Annotated in this window: 23 protein-coding genes and 1 riboswitch; of the genes, 19 read left to right on the plus strand and 4 right to left on the minus strand. The window is 37.1% G+C overall.

Annotated features, from left to right (window positions below; genetic code table 11):
- Window positions 1–3 precede the first annotated feature (3 nt).
- From QGM71_RS00315 to QGM71_RS00355, 9 genes are all read left to right on the plus strand, one after another.
- Complete coding sequence (locus tag QGM71_RS00315; RefSeq protein WP_327605511.1) at window positions 4–1,044, plus strand: type IV pilus twitching motility protein PilT; 1,041 nt, start codon at window positions 4–6, stop codon at window positions 1,042–1,044.
- 3 nt (window positions 1,045–1,047) lie between these two features.
- Complete coding sequence (locus QGM71_RS00320) at window positions 1,048–2,244, plus strand: type II secretion system F family protein (RefSeq protein WP_327605512.1); 1,197 nt, start codon at window positions 1,048–1,050, stop codon at window positions 2,242–2,244.
- Window positions 2,245–2,290: 46 nt separating this feature from the next.
- A riboswitch (cyclic di-GMP riboswitch) is annotated at window positions 2,291–2,374 on the plus strand.
- Window positions 2,375–2,404: 30 nt separating this feature from the next.
- Window positions 2,405–2,758, plus strand: coding sequence for a prepilin-type N-terminal cleavage/methylation domain-containing protein (locus tag QGM71_RS00325; protein WP_327605513.1), 354 nt, complete (start codon window positions 2,405–2,407; stop codon window positions 2,756–2,758).
- A gap of 95 nt (window positions 2,759–2,853) precedes the next feature.
- Window positions 2,854–3,609 (plus strand): prepilin peptidase, encoded by a 756-nt coding sequence (locus QGM71_RS00330; RefSeq protein WP_327605514.1) that lies wholly within the window; start codon window positions 2,854–2,856, stop codon window positions 3,607–3,609.
- A 12-nt stretch (window positions 3,610–3,621) separates the two neighbouring features.
- Window positions 3,622–4,533, plus strand: a complete 912-nt coding sequence (pilM, locus tag QGM71_RS00335) for a type IV pilus biogenesis protein PilM (protein WP_327605515.1) — start codon at window positions 3,622–3,624, stop codon at window positions 4,531–4,533.
- 14 nt (window positions 4,534–4,547) lie between these two features.
- The gene (locus QGM71_RS00340) at window positions 4,548–5,090 is read left to right on the plus strand and encodes a hypothetical protein (RefSeq protein WP_327605516.1); all 543 of its coding nucleotides are present in this window, start codon (window positions 4,548–4,550) and stop codon (window positions 5,088–5,090) included.
- Entirely contained in the window at window positions 5,083–5,628 is a 546-nt protein-coding gene (locus tag QGM71_RS00345) for a hypothetical protein (RefSeq protein WP_327605517.1), read from the plus strand. The genes QGM71_RS00340 and QGM71_RS00345 overlap by 8 nt, the downstream gene beginning before the upstream one ends.
- A gap of 100 nt (window positions 5,629–5,728) precedes the next feature.
- The gene (locus tag QGM71_RS00350) at window positions 5,729–5,956 is read left to right on the plus strand and encodes a hypothetical protein (RefSeq protein ID WP_327605518.1); all 228 of its coding nucleotides are present in this window, start codon (window positions 5,729–5,731) and stop codon (window positions 5,954–5,956) included.
- 71 nt (window positions 5,957–6,027) lie between these two features.
- Window positions 6,028–7,335 (plus strand): DRTGG domain-containing protein, encoded by a 1,308-nt coding sequence (locus QGM71_RS00355; RefSeq protein WP_327605519.1) that lies wholly within the window; start codon window positions 6,028–6,030, stop codon window positions 7,333–7,335.
- A 97-nt stretch (window positions 7,336–7,432) separates the two neighbouring features.
- On the opposite strand, the gene QGM71_RS00360 is transcribed toward QGM71_RS00355, so the two are convergent.
- Window positions 7,433–7,723: a YtpI family protein gene (locus tag QGM71_RS00360; RefSeq protein WP_327605520.1), complete on the minus strand. Its 291-nt coding sequence runs from the start codon at window positions 7,721–7,723 to the stop codon at window positions 7,433–7,435.
- A 103-nt stretch (window positions 7,724–7,826) separates the two neighbouring features.
- Between QGM71_RS00360 and QGM71_RS00365 the strand changes: the two genes are divergently transcribed.
- The gene (locus QGM71_RS00365; protein ID WP_327605521.1) at window positions 7,827–8,774 is read left to right on the plus strand and encodes a DHH family phosphoesterase; all 948 of its coding nucleotides are present in this window, start codon (window positions 7,827–7,829) and stop codon (window positions 8,772–8,774) included.
- A 415-nt stretch (window positions 8,775–9,189) separates the two neighbouring features.
- On the opposite strand, the gene ytrI is transcribed toward QGM71_RS00365, so the two are convergent.
- Both ytrI and QGM71_RS00375 read right to left on the minus strand, forming a co-directional pair.
- A complete protein-coding gene (ytrI, locus tag QGM71_RS00370) occupies window positions 9,190–9,693 on the minus strand; it encodes a sporulation membrane protein YtrI (protein ID WP_327605522.1) in 504 nt (167 codons plus the stop codon).
- Window positions 9,693–10,025 (minus strand): YtrH family sporulation protein, encoded by a 333-nt coding sequence (locus QGM71_RS00375; RefSeq protein ID WP_327605523.1) that lies wholly within the window; start codon window positions 10,023–10,025, stop codon window positions 9,693–9,695. The genes ytrI and QGM71_RS00375 overlap by 1 nt, the downstream gene beginning before the upstream one ends.
- A 139-nt stretch (window positions 10,026–10,164) precedes the next feature.
- Between QGM71_RS00375 and dnaE the strand changes: the two genes are divergently transcribed.
- From dnaE to QGM71_RS00415, 8 genes are all read left to right on the plus strand, one after another.
- Window positions 10,165–13,518, plus strand: a complete 3,354-nt coding sequence (gene dnaE / locus QGM71_RS00380; RefSeq protein WP_327605524.1) for a DNA polymerase III subunit alpha — start codon at window positions 10,165–10,167, stop codon at window positions 13,516–13,518.
- A gap of 139 nt (window positions 13,519–13,657) precedes the next feature.
- On the plus strand, window positions 13,658–14,896 hold the full coding sequence (locus QGM71_RS00385) for an NAD(P)-dependent malic enzyme (RefSeq protein WP_327605525.1): 1,239 nt from the start codon (window positions 13,658–13,660) through the stop codon (window positions 14,894–14,896).
- Window positions 14,896–15,531, plus strand: a complete 636-nt coding sequence (locus QGM71_RS00390) for a FadR/GntR family transcriptional regulator (protein WP_327605526.1) — start codon at window positions 14,896–14,898, stop codon at window positions 15,529–15,531. Before QGM71_RS00385 ends, QGM71_RS00390 begins: the two co-directional genes overlap by 1 nt.
- 116 nt (window positions 15,532–15,647) lie before the next feature.
- Window positions 15,648–16,508 (plus strand): acetyl-CoA carboxylase, carboxyltransferase subunit beta, encoded by an 861-nt coding sequence (gene accD, locus QGM71_RS00395; RefSeq protein WP_327605527.1) that lies wholly within the window; start codon window positions 15,648–15,650, stop codon window positions 16,506–16,508.
- Entirely contained in the window at window positions 16,505–17,461 is a 957-nt protein-coding gene (accA, locus tag QGM71_RS00400) for an acetyl-CoA carboxylase carboxyl transferase subunit alpha (protein WP_327605528.1), read from the plus strand. The genes accD and accA overlap by 4 nt, the downstream gene beginning before the upstream one ends.
- A 242-nt stretch (window positions 17,462–17,703) precedes the next feature.
- A complete protein-coding gene (gene pfkA / locus QGM71_RS00405) occupies window positions 17,704–18,663 on the plus strand; it encodes a 6-phosphofructokinase (protein ID WP_327605529.1) in 960 nt (319 codons plus the stop codon).
- Between the two features lie 31 nt (window positions 18,664–18,694).
- Complete coding sequence (gene pyk / locus QGM71_RS00410) at window positions 18,695–20,455, plus strand: pyruvate kinase (RefSeq protein WP_327605530.1); 1,761 nt, start codon at window positions 18,695–18,697, stop codon at window positions 20,453–20,455.
- Between the two features lie 92 nt (window positions 20,456–20,547).
- Window positions 20,548–20,937 (plus strand): FxsA family protein, encoded by a 390-nt coding sequence (locus QGM71_RS00415; RefSeq protein ID WP_327605531.1) that lies wholly within the window; start codon window positions 20,548–20,550, stop codon window positions 20,935–20,937.
- A 3-nt stretch (window positions 20,938–20,940) separates the two neighbouring features.
- Here the strand turns inward: QGM71_RS00415 and ytvI are convergent, their stop codons facing one another.
- Window positions 20,941–22,047 (minus strand): sporulation integral membrane protein YtvI, encoded by a 1,107-nt coding sequence (ytvI, locus tag QGM71_RS00420; protein WP_327605532.1) that lies wholly within the window; start codon window positions 22,045–22,047, stop codon window positions 20,941–20,943.
- A gap of 367 nt (window positions 22,048–22,414) precedes the next feature.
- Between ytvI and citZ the strand changes: the two genes are divergently transcribed.
- Window positions 22,415–23,533, plus strand: a complete 1,119-nt coding sequence (gene citZ, locus QGM71_RS00425) for a citrate synthase (protein WP_327605533.1) — start codon at window positions 22,415–22,417, stop codon at window positions 23,531–23,533.
- The last annotated feature ends 31 nt before the right edge of the window (window positions 23,534–23,564 follow it).

Consider the following 23,564-nt stretch of genomic DNA (forward strand, 5'->3'; position numbering starts at 1 on the left):
ATTATGAGAAGGAAATTTGACAAATGGTTGATAGCAGCATTTCACAGTAAAGCATCTGATGTACATTTAACAATCGGAAAAGCCCCTATATTCCGGGTGAATGGAAACTTAATTGAACAAGATATGGCAAAAATAGAGCCATCTGACACAAAGCATATAGTCAAGGAAATAATTTCAACTGAACTATGGGAAAAGCTGGGTGAAAATCGGGAATTAGATTTCTCGTATGGGATAGCTGGAGTATCCAGATTCCGCATTAATATATTCTATCAACGAGGCGAGCTATCACTGGCGATTCGAATTATCCCAACAGAAATCCCAACAATAGAATCATTGCATTTACCAAAGATAACAAAGGAAATCGTCCAACATACACAGGGATTAGTGCTTATTACAGGGCCAACAGGAAGTGGAAAAAGTACGACACTAGCCTCAATGATTAATTATATGAACCAGACGATGCAGAAACATATCATTACATTAGAAGATCCAATTGAATACATGCATGCCCATAAGCAATCGGTTATTGACCAGCGGGAAATCGGTTTTGATACGAATAGTTTTGCGAATGGGCTCAGGGCAAGCTTGCGGCAAGATCCTGATGTTATCTTAGTTGGGGAAATGCGTGATTTAGCAACAATAGCAACAGCAGTCACAGCTGCGGAGACGGGCCATTTAGTGTTAGCAACACTTCATACGTCAGATGCAGTTTCCACGATCGAGCGGATTATTGATGTATTTCCTGCAGAACAGCAAGCACAAATACGTATTCAGTTATCTACTATTTTAAAAGCAGTTATCTCTCAACGACTGCTTATTACGAACGACAATTTTGAAAGACGCGTAGCAACAGAGGTTCTTGTTAATACATCAGCCGTTAAAAATCTAATTCGTAATGAAAAGCTGCATCAAATCCAAAACGTGCTGCAAACATCAAAGGATCAAGGAATGCATTCAATGGAAATGGACCTAAAACGATTGATTCAAGAAGATGTAATCAAGTTTGAAACTGCTGCACCTTTCATGCAGGAAGGGAGTTCGTAACCAGTGGATTACCAATACAGCGGGAAACGAATTTCCGGTCAAAAAATTAAAGGGAAAATAGAGGCAGACTCAAAAAAGGCAGCATTGTTGCAACTTGAAAAAAAAGGGCTGATTATTTTTGATATTGATGAAACAAAGCCCTGGAATAAAGATATTATCCTTAATAAAAAAGTTAAAAATAAAGACTTCGTTCTATTTCTAAGGCAATATGCAACATTGATTCATGCAGGGATAGCAATCTCTGATGCTACAAAAACAATGACGCAGCAAACCGACAACTATGCATTGCGTAATGCCCTTACAGATATTGATAAACAGCTGGATCAGGGACAAGCCCTATCAAAGGCTACCGAGCGTCATCCAAAGGTTTTCCCTTCGCTGCTGGTTAATATGATTAACGCAGGTGAGGCCAGTGGTAAGCTGGATGATATTCTGAATCAGATGGCTGATTACTACGAAAAGGAATACCGAAATAAACAAAAGGTAGTTTCCGCATTACTTTATCCAAGTGTAGTCGGAGTTATAACCTTACTACTCAGTATGTTTTTATTAGTGTTTATCGTGCCACAATTTGTGGGTATGTTTAACTCATTTGGTGAGGAAATACCGACATATACACAAATTATTATGAATTTAAGTAATTGGGTTGGTACTTTCTGGTGGCTTCTATTTATAGTTGGACTGTTTGGTTATATGATTTATAAGTACTTATTACAGAAAGAAGCATTTGTTTATAGAATAGATAGCATAAAAATGAAGTTCCCATTTCTTGGTGTTCTTATTCATAAAGGGGCACTAGTTCGTATGACACAAACATTAAGTACATTAGTAAACAGTTCTGTACCTATCTTACAGTCTGTTGCGATTACGGAAAAGGTTGTTGGAAACCGTGTCATTCAAGAAGTTTTACTGCAATCCAGGAAGTCGCTGGAGGAAGGGGAATCTATTACAATACCAATGAAGGGGCATTGGGCCTTTCCTGCGTTGGTAATACAGATGATGCAAATCGGTGAAAAAACCGGGACTTTAGACCATATGCTGTTGAAGGCTGCTGAATTCTATGAAGAAGAGGTAGAGCAGCTCTCTAATAGAATTAAGACATTAATAGAACCAATTATGATTATTATTCTAACGGTGATCGTTGGCAGCATCATTGCTGCGGTAGTTATTCCAATGTTTTCTTTATTTGAAAATATGTAGAATTTTTGTAGATATTTGTCTGGCAATACGTTATAATTTAAATAGGAATAAAGTAGGATATGATGAATGACTATCTTTAAGTGGGCACTTGGGTGGTCAGGAGTAAGTAGTGCAACCGACTAACTTAGAATAAACATAGTTTATGAGAGGCGGGGAAATTATGTTAAAACGCATGAAAATGATCTTGAAGAAGGAAAAAGGATTTACGTTGGTTGAGTTGTTGGCAGTAATTGCTATTTTGGGGATAATTTTGGCTATTGCTATACCTAGTATTGGTAAAGTAATTAGTAATTCAGAAGGTAAAGCTCACGAAGCAAATATGGATTTGTTTGAGAATGCAGCAAGATTGGCTTATGTGTCTGGTAATCAAGAGGATACATATACTTTAAATGAATTAGAAGAGAAAGGATTTTTAGATTCTATCCCTGATGGATTTGCGGGTACAGAAATAGTTTATGTGGAAAACAATGGTGGATCATTTGTATATGAAGATCGACGTACACCTGGAAATTAAGTTTTAATAATAAATTTAAACGCCCTTGCAACATAATGTGCAGGGCGTTTTCTTCAATAACATAGTTTCATAGATCTAGACAAGGAGCCACAATAATGAACATCTCACTTATAATACTTTTCTTCTTATTAGGCCTAATCTTCGGTTCATTCTTCAACGTGGTCGGGTTGCGCCTGCCTAAAAACATAGCCTTCGCTAATGATCGTTCCATTTGTCCACAATGCAAGCACCAACTAACTTGGTATGAGAATATACCCCTTCTGTCTTTTCTCATCCAGGGAGCAAAATGTCGCCATTGTAAGGGGAATATTTCGTACATATATCCGGCGATTGAATTATTTACAGGATTTCTGTTTGCTTTAAGCTATTCTGTAGTAGGCTGGAATCTTGAATTACTCACAGCATTATTACTTGTTTCCATGCTCATGGTTATTTTAGTTTCAGACATTATGTATATGCTTATTCCAAATAAGGTGCTTTTATTTTTCCTGCCATTATTAGTAGCCGCAAGAGTAATTAATCCATTAGATCCCTGGTGGTCATCAATAACAGCAGCGTTGACAGGACTCTTGATTATTGCGGTAATCATTCTTGTAAGTCGTGGTGGAATGGGAGCAGGTGATATGAAGTTATTTGGTATTCTGGGTATTGTTTTAGGAATGGAAAAGCTGTTATTAGCTTTTTTCTTATCCTGTATGATAGGAGCACTAATTGGTATAGTATTACTTCTATTTAAAGTAATTGATCGTAAGCAGCCTGTTCCATTCGGTCCATATATTGTCGTTGCAACATTACTTACATATTTCTACGGGGATTTTCTATTAATCTGGTATTTTAATTTACTAATATAAGCAGGTGACAGCATGGGTCTTATTAATAAAGGACGAGTAAACATTGTAATTACAAATAAAGTTTTACGTTATACCTACCATAAGAATACTTCGGTAGATGGGGTGGTAACACATGGTGAGGTAGTATTACCGCCAGGTGTAATAAAGGATGGAACGATTGAGAACAGGTCAATTCTTTTGGAAATTCTAAACAAGCTTGTTCAAAAATATAAGTGGAAACGAAAAAAACTTTATTTCTGTGTTCCTGACGATACAGTTGTTATTAGGAAATTAAAAATCCCTGTATCCTTATCCAAAGATGAAGCCGATGGCTACATTAAAACACAGATTGGTAACAGCTTTTATTTACCGTTTGCCAACCCAGCAATAGCGATTGAGTTTTTGGAATCAGATGAAACTAGTAGAAATATTCTCATATTTGCTTATCCAAAAGAGAAACTGACGGCTTTTGAAGCGGTTTTTGAAGCGGCAGGACTTAAACCTATAGCTGCTGATTTAACGTCATTATCTGTCTACCGTTATTATTACGTATCGAAGAAGGAAGATAAAGACCATGTCTTGCTTATTCACTGGAATCAGGATGCACTAGTGCTAACTGCTTTTCAACGAGATAAAGCAATTTTTTCCCGGTATATGAAAATTGATTCACCAGAAGAAGAAAACACAGGTGAAGACTTGAGGATCAGGATAGTGGATGAATATATTATAGAAATCAATAGAATCATCGATTTTTATCACTATTCTATTACTAAAGGTGAGGCGCAGATAAATCAATTGCTGTTATCAGGAGATACTCCATTTTTAGAGACTGCCAAAAAGCGTTTGTCAGATGCAGTAACTATACCAGTGTATCACTTTCAAGCTGAAGAACAGCCAATAAAATATATAGATGTCCTTGGTCTGGCACTGAAACAGGAATCGTAAAAAGGGGAGCAACCATGAATACGGAAATTAATTTTCTTGAAAAACAGCCAAATAAGTATATAGCTCCACTCCTATTCGGGATTGTGTTCGCCTTACTGCTTGCTTCTGCTGTCGGTGTCCTGATGGTACAAAAAAATAACGCAATAAAGTCAATTGCTATGGAACAAGAAACCATAGCTGAAATGGAAAGTCTACTATTAGATTATCAAAGTAAGAATGCCGAAGAACAACATCTAAAAGAAGTACAAGCTGCCATGACAATTATCGAAGAATCCAGCTTTCCTACTGTAGCATTGTACAGTGAAGTTATTGGCTTATTACCAACGCCGGGACAAATGATCGATTATGACTTAACAACTACAGACCAATTCGTTATCGAGGCAGAATTTGAAGCCATTGAAAAAGTAGCAGAGTATGTGGCTGCATTATTGGAACTTGGCTATGTATCTGATGCACTACTTAACAGTGTTGTTAATATGGAGTCGGCCTATCAAGCAACGTTGACAATCTATATAGAAAGTGAAGATGTCGTAGAGGAGCTTGGTATAAATGATTAAACAATGGAATAAAAAATACCTATTGATTTCAGGTGGAATTATTATCACTGTATTGTTAATCTATGGTATCTCCTACTTTAATATTGTTAAACCAATGCAAGATGAAGCGAAAGCATTAAGTAAAGAGGCTGACATGTATGAAGGGCAATACAACAAGGTTACTGGTGAATCCGCTAACGAGGTTGAAGACAAGTCATTGGAGGATGCTGCATTAAATGTACCAAATGAGAAATCTCCTGATAACGTATTAGTTAACTTGCAAAAACTAGCAAATTCTGCAAATGTTACAATTGAATATATTGAATCCATTGTTCAAGGGGTGGATGAGGACCAGCAAGAAGATGAAGATTCGTTATCAGTAATAAAAGAGAGTATGTACTCATTAGACGTTACTGCTGCCAACCTGGATGAAGCAACTACCTTTCTCATTAAAATGTTGAACAGTGAACGAATGATAGTAATTGACACAATGAACATTCAGCAGTCAGAAGAACAAGTATTTCTAAGTATTACATTTACAACATTTTATGCAGGATAGCTTTCAGTTGAGAGTTATTCTTTTTTTTGGGCTCTTCAAGGTAACAATCGTTCTTAATGACTAGTATCTATCATAAGTTACTATGAGGGAGGCGATAGATATGCGTCATTACGCAATTTTAAGGTTATTATTAGCATGTTTCTTTTTGTATTTCGCATGGCCGGTTATACCACATGCTTCAACATTTCTGGAGTTAACTTTTTGGGGAGGATGGCTTATTTTTTTCTTGCTTGTTATTGGTGCTAATTTATCAACACTTTTACAAATGACACGACCACCAATTATGGAACAGGATGAAATTAAGCAACGTCAAACTTATAATCATTGAGTTTCTAGCTATTCAACTGTATAATAAATATTATCTAATGTACTAGTACAGTTGAAAGCTGGTGAATAATTATGGTGACTAAACACGAACAGATAATCCAACATATTATATCGTTGAGCGTGGGTCATAAAATATCAGTAAGACAAATAGCCAAAGAATTAGGTGTTAGTGATGGAACAGCATATCGGGCAATCAAGGAAGCAGAAAACCAAGGCCTTGTCAGTACGATAGAACGTGTTGGGACTATTCGAATCGAACGCAAGAAAAAGGAGAACTTTGAACGGCTGACGTTTGCAGAAGTTGTTAACATAATTGATGGACAGGTCCTAGGTGGCAGAGCGGGATTGCATAAAACGCTGAACAAGTTTGTTATCGGTGCGATGCAGCTTGATGCAATGATGCGTTATACAGAGGCAGACTCTTTGTTAATCGTGGGCAATCGTATTAAAGCACATGAATTAGCATTGAATGAAGGCGCTGCGGTATTAATTACTGGGGGCTTTGACACTGAAGATCACATTAAACGTCTTGCTGACGAAAAACAACTGCCAATCATATCAACGAGTTATGATACCTTTACAGTAGCTGCAATGATTAATCGTGCAATTTATGACCAGTTAATTAAGAAAGAAATTGTCTTTGTGGGAGATATTTTCACACCATATGATGAATCCTTCTATTTGCATACGAAAGATACAGTGAAGCGATGGTACGAACTTAATAATCAATCAACACATACAAGATTTCCAGTGGTAGATGATAAGACCCGTGTGATCGGCATGGTAACATCAAAGGATATAGTTAGTAAAGAGGATGATGTATTGATCGAAAAGTTAATGAGCAGAAATCCTCAAGTAGTACAAACTAAGACATCACTGGCTTCAGTTGCCCATATGATGGTGTGGGAGGGAATTGAAGTTGTTCCTGTAGTTGACCAGGCATATCGGTTACAAGGTGTGATATCAAGACAGGATGTATTAAAAGCATTGCAGCAGATTCAGCGCCAACCGCAAGTTGGGGAGACGATTGATGACATAGTCTCACGCAATCTAATAGAAACAAATGATGACGAAACTGTATACGAATCAAAGGTAACACCTCAAATGACAAACCAATTGGGCACATTATCGAATGGGGTTTTTACTTCGTTGCTAACAGAAGCGAGCAGCAGATTGTTACTGCATTATAAAAAAGGCGACCTTGTTGTAGAAAACTTAACAATATACTTCATTAAACCAGTACAGATTGATAGTAACTTAACTATTAAACCCAAGTTATTGGAAGCAGGGCGTATGTATGCAAAAATTGATGTGGAAGTTCATAGTGAACGGAAGCTTGTAGGAAAAGGATTAATCATGGCACAACTGATTGACAGATAAACCAAAGGCGCATGACGCTTATTGTGTTATGTCTAGAGTGAGTAAACCCCCAAGTGGGAAGTCACTTGGGGGATAGGATTGATGTTAGATCTTTTGTTTATGGATTCAATCGTTTCCATTCTTTCCGGTAATGTTTAACTTCTTTTAAACCCCTGTAAATTTGAATGCCACCTAATAGAAGGAAAATAATACCGATAAATAACGAAATTTGAGTCTGGTATAGTAGGTACTGATTGGCACCAAAGAAGAAAACGAAACTTCCGAGACATATACGAGATTTTGCGTTAAAATATGCTTGTGTAAGCTTATCTTCACTTTTTATGATGGCAACTTTATAATACACATATAGCACAATTGAAATAGCAATAATAATTGAGAAAATAAACATCTAATCTCTCCTAATTTCAAATAAAAATACTATTATAGTGTAACTTGTTTTAGATATTTTAGCTATAAAGAGATATGACAAATTATGTGATAGGGGTAAAAATATGAAAATTAATGACATTATAAATGAAATTATAGAACATGATACGATAATTATACATAGGCATGTTAGGCCAGATCCAGATGCACTTGGTTCCCAGGCAGGCTTAAAAGAAATGATCAAGCATTCGTTTCCAAACAAAAATGTATTTGTTGTTGGAAAAGAAGACCCATCCTTTAACTTCTTAGTACGAATGGATCAAATTAATAATTCGGTGTACCAGGATGCTTTAGTCATCGTATGTGATACAGCGAATGCTGCTCGAATCTGTGATGATCGTTATAGCTTGGGCCAAAAACTTATAAAAATAGATCACCACCCAAATGTTGATCAATATGGTGATATTCAGTGGGTGGAGCCAACTGCGAGTTCGACGAGCGAGATGATTTATGAGCTATACTTACATGCAAAAGAGCAAGGGTTTTCTATAAATGACGGGGCTGCACGCCTGATATATGCAGGGATAATTGGAGATACAGGAAGATTTCTGTTTCCTAGTACAACCAAAAAAACATTCCAATTTGCAGCGGAGCTTGTAACTTATCAGTTTGATCGTACTGCCCTATACGACGGGATATATAGTATGAAAGATACTATTGCCAGATTGAGAGGCTATATATTACAGCACTTTGTTTTGAGACCATCTGGAATGAGCTCCATTAAGCTGACAAAAGATATATTAGATGAATTTGGCATCGATCCAATGGAAACGGGTCAACTTGTTGGAGTTCTTGGTGATGTTGACGGGATCAAAGCATGGTCAATATTTATTGAAGAAGAAGATCTTATTCGTGTTCGTCTCCGTTCAAAGGGACCTGTTATTAACGAAATTGCAGCTAAATATAATGGTGGCGGACATCCTATGGCTGCAGGAGCGTCCGTAAAAACCTGGGAGGAAACAGAACTTGTTATTCAGGATCTGGAGAGGAAATGCCTGGAGTATAACAAATAAAAAATGTGCCGGCTTCATAATTTCTTTTATGAAATCGGCACATTTTCATTTAAAAAAACTGATTCTTACGCCTTAAGTTTTTTATTCTTAGCTACTTATTCTATCGGTCACTGGTATAAACCAACAGCCTGTATTCGTGTTGTCGTAATGTACATGTAAGTGTTCTTTGTCAATATCACGTTTTATTAACCGTATGAGCTCATGTGATTCTGCGTAAGCGGACCGACCTTCTTTTATTTGCGCAATTTTCTCATCGCGCATGCGCCTGTGATTCATAATCATCATGAAAATCACTCCTTCCAATGAAATTAGTATATGAAAGATATTCAGGAAATGACTATGTCTATATATATATTATATAAAAATTTTATCTGTTATGCTATCCGTTTTCTAAAAATTACATGAAATGTTCACATTAATTACCGAGTTTTGCTTCAGCCGTAATCTTAACTGTTTGAGAAATTGTTAGAAGTTTGACTCGGAAATAATACGTTAAATCATCTATTGAAAACGCTTTATTTTCTATGGTTGAGATTAATAGCGTGTCACTATTTCCAATTATCGAAATATCCTGACCGATAATGTGGTTTATCTCCTTTTTCAGCATTTCTTCCAGATCATGAACTATTAAGCGATCTAACCGAAGTTCCTGTGTATTCGTAATAGTGATTTCAATGGACTCAACTAATAACGGCTTCTTGGATTCTTCGTCCATATCTTCCTTGTCCTGTAAAAGAGCTTTATTCTGATTCTTTAAGTCAATTACGTTTGCCTGCAGCTCCCGATTTTCTTCAAGCTGCTTTTCATACATGGATCCATACATGTATATAAGGATAAAGTATGCTATAATACCACCAATTAAAGCTCCTGCATAAAAGCGCTGCCAAGTTTCTTTTTTATGATAGGGTGGGATATGCATTACGTAACATCCTCCTGGATAAGCCACTCAATTAATACCATTGCTGTTTTAACTCCGCCCATAGCTGCTACGATAAGTAGAGCTTGTTTAAACATATCCATAGTTGAACCATCAAATAAACCCTTTTCAAAATTAGTAAATGCATCAAAGGTACCGCCAATTGCAGCAGCAATAGCCCAAATACGTAACTTTCTTGCTATTGTGCCAATGGATGATAAAGGTGCGTCCCCCGTTGCAAATTCCCCGATACTTCCAATAATTGCTCCACCAATGACTACACCAAAAGCGATGAAGTAGCAGTGAATAAAAGCGGCAAAAAAACGTTCTTCCATATAGTCCGCACTCCTTAAAAGGCATGTTGTTCTTATTTTATGACGTGGAAGGACTAGTTATGATACTAAACAACTAAACCGTATGCATGTTCTGCAAAGCTTGTTATAATGAAAAAAGAGAAGTAAAAGGCGGGATATAATGTCGTACACACATTTACAAGTTAGAAGTGGATATAGTTTGATGCACAGCACGATAACTATAGAGAAACTAGTTAAGCAAGCTGAAAAACTTCAATTCAAAGCATTAGCGCTAACAGATGAAAATGTCTTATATGGGGTTATTCCCTTCTATAAAGCGTGCAAAAAAGTTGGTATAAAGCCAATTATCGGAATGACCACTTACGTAATGAATGAAGAAGACGACATCGAACAATGTATTTTACTAGCAAAAAACAATGCCGGTTATCAGTCACTCGCTAAAATTAGTACTTATATTCAACAACACCAAAAGTCGAGTATTGAATTAGAAGAAATTCGTGCTTATGCTAATAATTTAATTTGTATACTACCAGCTCAGAGTGCCAAATTACGGGGAATGTTAGAGACTGAACCATATGAAAAAGTTTCTCATTACATCAGTAGTTGGCAGAATGTCTTTGTAACTGATGATTTTTATTTAGGTGTTCAAGATCATGGTTCAGATAGTGAGAAGATGCTGCATAAATCACTAAAAGCATTTCAGGCAATCTATCCACTACCTGTAGTGGCACTAAATGATGTCCGTTATCTTAATGAAAAAGATGATCGTGTATATGACTGTCTACAGGCAATGAAAAATGGGGATAAATGGGGTTTGGAAGTTGCTGATCCTGTAATGAAGCAACGCCATTTGAGATCATCTACGGAAATGAAAGAATTATTCCAATCCTGGCCAGAAGCATGGCAGGAAACAGAAGTAATAAAAGATAAATGTAATGTCACGTTCGATTTTGAACAACGCATGCTGCCATCCTATCCAGTCCCAGGCAATTATGATGCGGATACTTATCTAGAAAAGCTTTGCTGGTCAAATGTGGAACAAAGATATAAAGTAGTTACTAAAACTATCTCAGAACGTCTCGATTATGAACTCGAGGTTATTCAATCCATGCAATTCAGTGATTACTTTCTGATTGTTAGTGATTTTATTGCTTATGCAAAAGAAAAGTCAATTTATGTAGGGCCTGGTCGAGGATCTGCGGCAGGATCACTTGTAGCTTACGTGTTAGGGATTACCGATGTTGATCCGATAGAATATGATCTCTTATTTGAACGATTTCTAAATCCAGAACGATTGACCATGCCGGATATTGACATCGATTTTTCAGATACAAGACGTGATGAGGTTATTGAATATGTAAAAAATAAATACGGACAAGCTCATGTAGCGCAGATTATTACCTTTGGAACATATGCTGCGCGTTCGCTAATTAGAGAACTAATTAAAACGCTTGAGGTCGATCAGCAGGATTCATATTTTGTCTTAAATGAAATACCAGTTCAAGCGAAGAAAAGCCTTGTTGAGCTGGTGAATGACTCAGATGAATTAAAGGAATATATTAAGCAGTCCAAAAAACTTAAATTGTTATTTACATTTGCTTCGAAACTGGAAGGTCTACCAAGACATATTTCCACCCATGCTGCAGGCTTGGTTATCAGTGAAAAACCATTAATAGAGCATATACCCTTAACAGTTGGCGCAAATGACATCAGTTTAACTCAGTTTCCGATGACTGATTTGGAATCTATAGGTCTCTTAAAGATTGATTTATTGGGACTTAAAAACCTGACTTTACTTGAAAGGGTAATTCAATCCATTAACTTTACAAAAAATAAACAACTAACTTTGCATACTATTCCGGATAATGATGCTCTAACGTATGAACTATTACAAAAAGGAAAAACCAATGGAGTATTCCAGCTGGAATCCCAAGGAATGAAACGAGTGCTTACACGATTGCGCCCTTCCTCTTTTGAGGATATTGTAGCTGTAAATGCCTTGTACAGACCAGGGCCGATGGAATTTATTCCGACTTATATTGAAAGAAAAAATAGCCGGGAAAAAATCACGTATCCGCATCCGGACCTGGCTCCAATATTAGAAAAAACATACGGAGTTTTGGTATATCAGGAACAAATTATGCAAATTGCCCATAAAATTGCTGGATACACACTTGGTCAAGCGGATATTTTACGAAAGGCTGTCAGCAAAAAACAGCAAATGGTTATGGAAGAGCAAAAGGAAGCGTTTGTTAGTGGGTGTTTACAAAATGGGTATAAGGAAGGGATAGCTGAGGAGATTTTTGACTGGATTGTCAAATTTTCAAATTACGGTTTTAATAGAAGCCACTCTGTCGCGTACAGTAAAATCTCATACCAGCTTGCTTACTTAAAAGCACACTATCCAGCAAACTTCTATGCGGAATTGCTGAGTTCTGCTGTTAATCAACAAGATAAGATTCAGTTGTATAGTAAGGAAATAAAAGAATTAGACATAACAATAGCTCCACCGTCCATCAATAAAAGTTACGGTAAATTTACTGTTGAAGGTAATCAGATACGAATGGGTCTTTTAATGATTAAAGGAATAGCGAATCAGGTGATTAAAGAAATTAGTAGAGTACGCAGGGAAGGCCCTTTTAAAAACCTGTTTGATTTTTGTTTACGCGTTTCTTTAAAAATAGTTAATAGGAAAGCGTTGGAACTTCTAGTTTTAGCGGGAGCATTTGATGAAACTTATGCCAACAGAGCAAGCTTGCTGGCATCTATAGACCAGGCCATTGAACAAGGTGACTTATTCCGGGAATTCAACGATCAATCAAGCTTATTTCAACGTAAAATTGAACTTGAAGCAAACTATGTCGAAATAGAAGACTTCAGTCAGATTAAAAAGCTTTCGGATGAAAAGGAGCTTTTAGGCACATATATATCAAGCCATCCCTTAAAAAAACACCGGCAAATTTTGAGGGAGAACGGTTATATTTCATTGAAAAATGCGGAGTCGTTAATTGGTAAACGGAATATTAAAAGTACTGGTGTTGTTCAAGCTATTAAAACAATTCGAACAAAACGGGGAGACCCAATGGCCTTTATTACAATTGGGGATGAAACAGGTGATATGGAAGCAGTACTTTTCCCGGAATTATATCGCGAGGTTAACAGGTGGCTTACTGAAGAAATGATCATAATGTTCAATGGTAAAATAGAGCAGAGAAATAATCGGACGCAATGGTTGTTTTCAGAAGTTAGCCAATTCGACAAGCTACAATTAAAAACAAATAAAAAAAACCAGAGGCTATTTATAAAGTTGACTGAAGAAAATAGCGAACAAGCATTAAATCAACTAAAAACAATAGCAAGTGATTATCCCGGAAGTACACCGATTATAATTTTTCACGAAGAGCAGAGGAAGACCTATCAACTGGCAAATGATTATTATCTTAATCCAAGTTACGATTGTTTAGAGGCTTTGACTGATTATTTTGGCAAAAGGAGCGTTGTACTGGAAAAATAGTTAACCTTGCTTTACAGAGAAAAACCATCTGTTATAATTAAGGAGTTAAAGGTGGTCTGACCACTATAGAACGCTATTATATTACTTACTTATTATCTAAGTATACAATTCTTACTGTGAAAAGGAGCGAATAACAAATATGGCAAGCTTAAGAGATGAAGCATTGCACATGCACAAAGTGAACAAAGGGAAGTTGACAATCCAATCAAAGGTACCCGTACGTAATGCGAAAGATTTAAGTTTAGCATATTCTCCTGGTGTTGCTGAGCCATGCAAGGAAATATATGACCGCAAAGAAACCGTCTATGATTACACCATGAAAGGGAATATGGTTGCAGTAGTGAGTGACGGCTCTGCGGTATTAGGTTTGGGGAATATCGGTCCAGAAGCAGCATTGCCAGTTATGGAAGGGAAATCCGTGTTGTTCAAAACTTTTGCAGGAGTAGATTCATTTCCTATTTGTTTGGCAACCCATGATGTAGAAGAGATTGTTCAAACCGTCAAACTGATGGAGCCTACTTTTGGTGGTGTGAATTTAGAGGACATAGCTGCTCCGAATTGCTTCATTATAGAGGAGCGCTTAAAAAAAGAAACAAATATACCTATTTTTCATGATGATCAGCATGGTACAGCTATAGTAACCGTTGCCGGATTAATAAATGCCCTTAAGCTTGTTGGGAAATCTTTTTCTGACATAAAGGTTGTAGCTAATGGAGCAGGTGCAGCTGGAATTGCTATTATAAAGTTGTTATATAGTTTTGGTGTACGTGAAATGATAATGTGTGACTCGAAGGGTGCTATATTTGAAGGTCGATCCTATGGAATGAACGAAGTGAAAGAAAAAGTGGCTACCTTTACAAATCAAGCAAAGATAGAAGGTACGCTTGAGGAAATACTGGAAGGTGCGGACGTATTTATCGGAGTTTCAGTAGGTGGTGCGCTAACGGAAAAAATGGTAGAAAAAATGAATGATGATTCTATTATATTTGCGATGGCAAATCCGGATCCTGAAATAATGCCAGAATATGCAAAAGCAGCCGGCGCTAAAGTTATAGGTACAGGGAGGTCAGATTTCCCCAACCAAGTAAATAATGTGTTGGCTTTCCCGGGGATTTTTCGGGGAGCGCTTGATGTAAGAGCTACAAGAATAAACGAAAAAATGAAGGTTGCGGCAGCACATGCTATAGCTTCATTGATTTTAGATGATGAGCTGCATGAGGACTATGTAATTCCAGCCCCGTTTGATTCACGTGTCGCTCCTATGGTTGCTAAAAGCGTTGCAAAAGCAGCAATGGAGTCTGGTGTCGCAAGAATCCAGGTTGATCCGGAAGAGGTTGCAGAGAAAACAAGAAAATTGACGCAATTAGATGATAAATAGTGCCAACATCACCGAAACGTAAAGTCTACCACGGCGTATTACAAGAAATACGGGAATTCATAGAAAAGAACAACCTACTACCTGGAGATAAATTACCATCAGAACGTGATCTGGCTGACACTTTGCAGGCAGGCCGATCTTCTGTAAGAGAAGCTTTGCGTGCAATGGAACTATTGGGATTGATTGTAACGAAGCAGGGAGAAGGTACATTTTTAAGTAATTATCGTCCTTACCAAACAGTTGAGCTGTTATCTTCTTTTATCTTGCAGGAAAACAGTACGAAAAATGATTTAATGCTGACTAAAAAAGTTCTGGAAAAAGAGGCAGCGAAACTTGCCTTCAGCCGAATAAATGAGGAAGAAGTTAAGGATTTAAAGTTAATATTAGCTAATTCTGAATGGAAACAAAGTGAGAAACATGTTGCATTCTTCACTTATGTATTTGAAAGAACCGAGAACTTATTACTAGTAAAAATCTGGCAGTTAATGGAGGATTTTTCTCGGGCAATGATAAATATTTATTATAAGGATTCGTTTTACCGTGAACTCATTCAATTATATATCACAAGAAGTTATCTATCCATTGAAGCATTATTCGAACATTATACGACCTCAGAAACGGATGGTAGAAAATAATATCTTATAATCGACCATTTTTGACACCTTTTTTAAACTGAATTCGCTATAGTGTTAAAAATAGAAGGTGTGCTATACAACATGTTCCAAGGTTTGTGGATAAAGGAGGAGTTATCTTGCTTAAGGATCTATTTGGCAAGCGTAAGAAATATGCGTCCATCCCCAGTGATCAAGCAAAATCAGATGTTCCTGAGGGTTTAATGCAAAAATGCATTGGATGCAATAAAATATATTACCGTAAAGAAATGAAGAAAAAACTGAATGTATGCCCAAATTGTGATTATCACCATCCGCTAACAGCATGGGAAAGAATCGAATGCTTATTTGAGGAAGGTTCTTTTCAAGAGTGGGACGAGCAGCTCATTACAAGCAATCCTCTTAACTTTCCTGACTACGATGAAAAAATGGAAAAAGATCGCTTGAAAACAGGTTTGAACGAAGGTGTAGTGACTGGTAAAGGGACACTGGAAGGGAATGTAACTGCTTTTGCTGTAATGGATTCGACCTTTCGAATGGGAAGTATGGGGTCGGTAATGGGAGAAAAAATCGCACGCGCTATTGAAAATGCTAAAAATGAATCCTTACCATTTATTATATTTACTGCTTCGGGTGGAGCTAGAATGCAAGAAGGGGTTTTAAGTCTAATGCAAATGACGAAGACTTCCGTCGCAATTAAGCGGTTTAGTGATGCTGGTGGACTAATGATTTCTGTCATGACACATCCAACTACAGGTGGTGTATCAGCCAGCTTCGCTTCGTTAGGTGATTATAATATCGCTGAACCAGGTGCTTTGATCGGATTTGCTGGCAGAAGAATTATAGAACAGACGATACGAGAAAAGTTACCCGAAGATTTCCAAACAGCTGAGTTCCAGCTGAAACATGGGCAGCTCGATAAAGTGGTTCATCGACATGAGATGAAAAAACTTCTAAAAACATTACTTAATATGCATCAGAATGGTGGGGATGTCTCATGAAGCAAATACTGGAATTTGAGAAACCGATCGTAAACCTTAAAGAAAAAATAACTGAACTAAAACGGTTTACACAGGATAGTGAGATTGATTTATCAGAAGAAATTAATACATTGGAAGAGCGTTTAACTGTTCTTGAAGATGATATCTATGGGAACCTAAAACCGTGGGACCGTGTTCAAATGGCACGACATCAAGAGCGTCCAACAACATTGGATTATATTGAACTGCTGTTTACTGATTTTATTGAATTTCACGGGGATCGATATTTTGGTGATGATGAAGCTATAGTAGCCGGAATTGCCTATTATAAAGAAAAACCCGTAACAGTTATTGGACATCAGCGGGGAAAAGGCACAAAAGAGAATATTCGCCGGAATTTCGGTATGCCGCATCCTGAAGGGTATAGAAAAGCACTGCGACATATGAAACAGGCAGATAAGTTCAATCGACCAATAATTTGTTTTATTGATACAAAGGGGGCCTACCCGGGAAAAGCAGCAGAGGAACGTGGACAAAGTGAAGCTATTGCACGTAACTTAATGGAAATGGCCGGACTTACTGTGCCGATTATATGTATTGTAATTGGAGAAGGTGGCAGTGGTGGTGCACTGGCGCTAGGCGTAGGCGATCACATACATATGCTAGAGAACTCCACCTATTCAGTTATCTCACCAGAAGGAGCTGCAGCTTTACTTTGGAAAGATTCGGGTTTAGCCCAAAAGGCTGCTGAATCCATGAAGATCACTTCCTATGATTTAAAAAAATTAAATGTAATTGATACGATTATACCGGAGCCTAAAGGCGGAGCGCATCGTGATCTGGTTCAGCAGGCAGAGAACGTTGATCATGTTATAGCAAAGTCTTTAAGCATTTTAAATGCCTACACGCCTGATGAATTACTTGAGAAAAGATGGGAAAAATACAAACAGATTGGTGAATATAAAACACTGTAGCGAGGTTTAACTAAATACACATTCAGAGAGGTTGACAAATAGTCAACCTCTGACTGTTTATAGATAGAGTAGTCACGCGAATATAATAAATGGTTATTTACTTTTTAGTGGTGTCCTCTTTATTCAAAAATCACTTTATACATAAGGTAATTAATTGCTATTTTATCTAATTCGCATTATCTTTGAATAATAAGGAACGTTATTAATGGTAATAAAATGTATATATAGAGGTGAATATGACTATGAAGAAAATTGGTGTTTTGACAAGTGGCGGAGACGCCCCTGGAATGAATGCAGCAATACGTGCTGTAGTCAGAAAAGCAATATACCACGAAATAGAGGTATTTGGAATAAAAAATGGATTTCAAGGACTTATGGACGGTAATATTAATAAAATGGGAATAGGCTCTGTTGGTGATATTATCCAACGTGGCGGTACGATACTTTACTCAGCACGTAGTGAGGAATTCAAAACGGATGCCGGACAAAAGAAAGGAATCGAGCAATTAAAAAAACATGAAATAGAGGGTTTAATTATAATTGGCGGAGATGGCAGCTTTCGTGGCGCCCAAAAGCTCACTGAAAAAGGATACCCATGTATAGGAGTGCCTGGTACAATTGATAACGATATTGCAGGTACTGATTTTACCATTGGATTCGATACTGCGCTTAACACAATAATTGAAGCAATTGATAAAATACGTGATACTGCAACATCTCATGAAAGAACATATGTAATTGAGGTTATGGGAAGAGATGCCGGTGATTTAGCGTTATGGTCAGGACTTGCTGATGGGGCTGAAAGTATATTAATTCCGGAGAAAAAAGATGATTTCAATGATGTGATTGATAGACTTAAACGAGGACATGAGCGTGGAAAGAAGCACAGTATTATTATTGTTGCTGAAGGAGTTGGCAGTGGCTTCGAATATGGGCAGCGTATTCAGGATGCGACAGAACTCGAAACACGAGTTACAGTGTTGGGGTATATCCAGCGCGGTGGATCACCAACAGCATCTGACCGTGTTTTGGCCAGTAGACTGGGAGCTAAAGCAGTAGATTTATTATTAGGTGGTAAAGCTGGCAAAATGGTTGGTATTCAGCATAATAAATTAGTTGATCATGATTTCATGGAAATATTGTCAGAAAAGCATGTAATAAATAATGAAATGTATGTATTATCAAAAGAACTTTCCATATAAATTACAATGGAATATTGTAGGAGGATATGTTATGAGAAACACTAAAATTGTTTGTACAATTGGCCCTGCATCTGAAACTGTTGAAACACTTGAAAAATTAATTGAGTCGGGAATGAATGTTGCCCGCTTAAATTTTTCCCATGGAGATTTTGAAGAGCATGGAGCCCGTATTAAAAATATACGGAAAGCAGCTGAAAATACTGGGAAAACAATAGCTATTTTATTAGATACAAAGGGACCTGAAATCAGAACAAGAAACTTTAAAGACGGACAAGCCGAATTGGTACAAGGCAGAACCGTATATATCACAATGAAGGATGTTGAAGGTACTGCAGAACGATTCTCCATCACATATGATGAACTGATTAATGATGTACACCAAGGCTCTAAAATTTTGCTTGACGATGGACTTATAGAGTTAGAAGTAGTGGCTGTTGATAAAGAAAATATGGAGCTGGAGACAGTAGCGCTGAACTCTGGGATTATTAAAAATAAAAAAGGTGTAAATGTACCCAATGTGTCTGTAAACTTACCAGGAATTACAGAAAAAGATGCTGCAGATATTAAGTTCGGTGTGGAACAAGGTGTTGATTTTATTGCGGCATCTTTTGTACGCCGCGCGTCTGATATCCTGGAGATAAAAGAGCTATTGGAAACAAATGGCGCTGCTAATATCCAACTCATACCGAAAATCGAAAATCAAGAAGGCGTAGATAATATTGATCGAATTTTAGAAGTAAGTGATGGATTAATGGTTGCTCGTGGTGACTTGGGCGTAGAAATCCCTCCTGAAGATGTACCATTGGTTCAAAAACAATTAATTAAAAAATGTAACATAGCAGGAAAACCGGTTATTACTGCAACACAAATGCTTGATTCTATGCAACGTAACCCACGACCAACAAGAGCAGAGGCCTCTGATATTGCGAATGCTATTTTTGATGGATCAGATGCGATCATGCTCTCTGGTGAAACAGCAGCAGGTTTATACCCTGTAGAGTCCGTACAAACAATGAGTAATATTGCACTAAAAGCGGAAACTGCCTTGAATCATGCATCCATACTAAAGGATCGTTCGAAAACAGTTGATATGACGATAACAGACGCAATAAGTCAATCTGTAACACATACAGCTATGAATTTAGAAGTCAGTGCTATAATTACTCCTACTGAGAGCGGGCATACAGCTAGGATGATATCAAAATACAGACCAAAAGCACCAATTATTGCTGTAACGTTTTCTGACAGGGTTAACCGACAGCTTTCTCTGGTTTGGGGTATCCATGCTGTTATGGGTGGAAAAACTCAAACAACGGATGAAATGCTGGACGTTGCAGTTGACCGTGGATTAAGTACGGGACTGTTTGAACGTGGCAGCAGGGTTATAATTACTGCGGGGGTCCCTGTTGGTGAAAGTGGAACAACTAACCTTTTAAAGGTTCATGTTATTGGAGATGTTATTGCAAAAGGTCAAGGTATTGGCCGCAGAAGTGCTTATGGCAGAGCTGTAATTGCAAAAACAGCTGCTGAGGCTATCGAGAAGATTAGAGAAGAAGATATACTTGTAACTTATGGTACAGAAAGGGATATGATGCCTGCGATTGAAAAGGCCGGTGGAATCATAACAGAAGAAGGCGGTCTCACATCCCATGCTGCAGTTGTAGGTTTGAGTCTTGGTATACCTGTTATTGTTGGAGTTAAAGATGTCTTTGATTTGCTTGTTGATGGTCAGGACATCACGATAGATGGTACGAAAGGTGATATATATAAAGGTCATACAAGCGTTCTTTAAGCTAAACCGAAGAATTATTGTACAACCAAAGTAGTTGAATAAAAAAAGAAGGGGTCTCCTTCTTTTTTTAATAGGCAAAAGGAGGAAGTTGTATGAGATGGTTACTCCTTACAATGTTAATTCTATCTGCATTGGAAATAGGTGTTTTTATTTGGATAGGAGGCATCATTGGTCCATGGTGGGTTGTTCTCATTATAATGATGACAGGTATTATAGGTGTCATGCTGGCTAAACAACAAGGACTGGAAACGTGGAAACGAGCTCAGTTTTCCATCAGTAATGGGCAAGCTCCAACTGAATATATAATTGATGGCATTTGCATATTTACTGGTGCTGTCTTTTTGTTCACACCCGGATTCATAACAGATATTGCTGGGTTTGTTTTAGTTATACCGATGACACGAGTTCCTCTCAAAAGCAGTATTCAAAGATTTATAAAGCGAATGGTGGATAAAAATACTATTGTTTACCGTAAATGGTAACTTCTATCCTCTAATAAATAACAATACACGTCTAAATATCCCTGCTCGGTATAAAGCATTTAAAAAAATTAATAATATGGGGGCGACCAGCAATCCTGGCAGTCCCCATATTTGTATGCTTAAGAACAGTGTAACAAGTGCTGCGAGTGGATTAATGCCAATACTGGATGAAAGAATCTTTGGCTCAAGTACTTGGCGCGTTACCACAACTACCATGTATAATACTGTTAAACTAATAGTCATTGAGTAATGTCCTGTAAAAAACAAATAAGTAATCCAAGGTAAGAAGATAAAACCGGTTCCAATATAAGGTAATAAGTCAATGGCTGCAGCTAGTAATGCGATGGTAAGAGCATGTTCTATGTTTAAGATCAATAAACCTGTTAATAGTAAGGCTGCGGTTATAGAGATTAATATCAGCTGTGCTTTAACGAAGCCGTACAGCGCTTTTTTTAGTTGTTCAATAATATGTTTAATTGATTGATTGATAACTTCTGGTACGAACTTGTTGAGGGAATGTTTTAAGGATATCCAGTCATTTGTAATAAAAAAAGTTGCCAGCAAAATAAATATAAAAATGGTAAACGAATTTGGCAAAACGCTTAGAACGTTAGGTATATTTAATAAAAAACCTTGAAATAAGGCTGCTCCTGATGTGGAAATCTGATTTATAAGCTGTCTTATATTTTCACTAATAGCTAATTGCTGAGATGAGTCCAATGTATGGAATAAAGAAGTAAGCTTATGATATAAAGGCAGCACCTGATTATTAATGAACACATCAACTAAGGCAGTAAAAGTATGAAAATGAACCGGCACCTTTTCTGCTAGATATTCAGTCCCTTGAACAATCTCAGTAACAATAAAAAAAAGAACACCAATAATGAATACTAATATCGTTGCAATAACTGCAATAGTAGCAAGTGGTCTGGGAAATTTTAGTTTCATTTCTAAGAAGGAGACAAATGGGTTTAAAAAGAACGATAAAATTATTGCGAAGAAGATAGGATAAAGATAAATAAATGCATATTTAATAAAGAAAAAGCAACTGATGATTATTAAAATAACTATAAACATTCTCAATACCTGATAACTCAGTTGTTTGTACATAGTCCTACCCCATTTATTACTTTATTTAAAGCTTGTATTATTTTACATATGATAGTAGGGGTGAAAATAGAATGGGACTTTACCAGGTTATGAAAAGGTTGTCCGCTGCCCGCATAGGAAAAATTAGAATCCAAGAAGAAGATTAATGAAAATAGTGTGCTTTTTAGCTTGTCTTTTGTAATAAATAGCTTTTTCTGTAAATATATTAATGATTTTAGACGGTTTCAATTCACTTTATAATCATAATACTTTATAATTAGCAATGGGGATGACAATGTGTAATCTGGACATCTTGTCGTTTATGGATATTAATGAATGATATTCTTAAAAGGTAAGAACAATTTATAGAAAAAGGAGAGGGTTTGTTATGACAGCAACAACAAAGGGACTCGAAGGGGTTGTAGCAACTCAATCGTCAATCAGTTCGATTATTGATGATCAATTAACTTACGTTGGTTATAAAATTGACGATTTAGCTGAAAATTCTAGTTTTGAGGAAGTAGTTTTTTTATTATGGAATAAAAAGCTTCCAAATAAAATGGAATTAGATAATTTTAAAGCAGAACTTGCTGCAAATATGGAATTACCTGAAGCCATTATTGATCATTTACGCTCCTATGACCTATCAACAGTTCATCCAATGGCAGCATTGCGTACAGCTGTTTCACTTTTAGGTCTGTTCGATAACGAAGCTGATGTGATGGAAGAAGAGGCCAATAAACGCAAGGCAGTTCGTTTGCAAGCCAAGATCTCAACTATTGTAACCGCGTTCGCTAGAATTCGCCAAGGGAAGGATCCTGTTCAACCGAAAAAAGAATTTGGCTATGCAGAAAACTTCCTCTTCATGCTTAATGGCAAAGACCCAGAGGACATTGAAGTGGAAGCAGTAAATAAGGCGTTGGTACTTCATGCTGATCATGAACTTAATGCATCTACCTTTACTGCAAGAGTGTGTGTTGCAACTCTATCAGATATTTATTCTGGAGTTACCTCAGCCATTGGAGCCCTAAAAGGACCATTGCATGGCGGTGCAAATGAAAATGTTATGAAAATGCTTTCTGAGATTGGTGAGGAAGATAATGCGATTCCGTATATCAAGGAGAAACTAGCAAACAAAGAAAAGATTATGGGAATGGGACACCGAGTATATAAAAATGGTGATCCGCGTGCTAAGTTCCTAAAAGAAATGTCTAAGCAACTGACTGAACTTACCGGTCAATCTAAATGGTATAATATGTCGGTAAAAATAGAAGATTATATAAAAGATAATAAAGGACTGCCAGCTAATGTGGACTTTTATTCTGCATCTGTTTATCACAGTTTAGGAATTGACCATGATTTGTTCACTCCAATATTTGCTGTTAGCCGTGTGTCTGGATGGTTAGCTCATATTCTTGAGCAGTATGATAATAATCGTTTAATTCGTCCACGTGCAGAATATATTGGACCTAAGGCACCTGAATATGTAGCAATTGAAAACCGTTAAGTTAACCACACCCGCCGGAGTCTCCGGCTAT

Origin of the sequence: Virgibacillus tibetensis, from assembly GCF_036026595.1 — a bacterium.
Taxonomy (GTDB): domain Bacteria; phylum Bacillota; class Bacilli; order Bacillales; family Amphibacillaceae; genus Virgibacillus_P; species Virgibacillus_P tibetensis.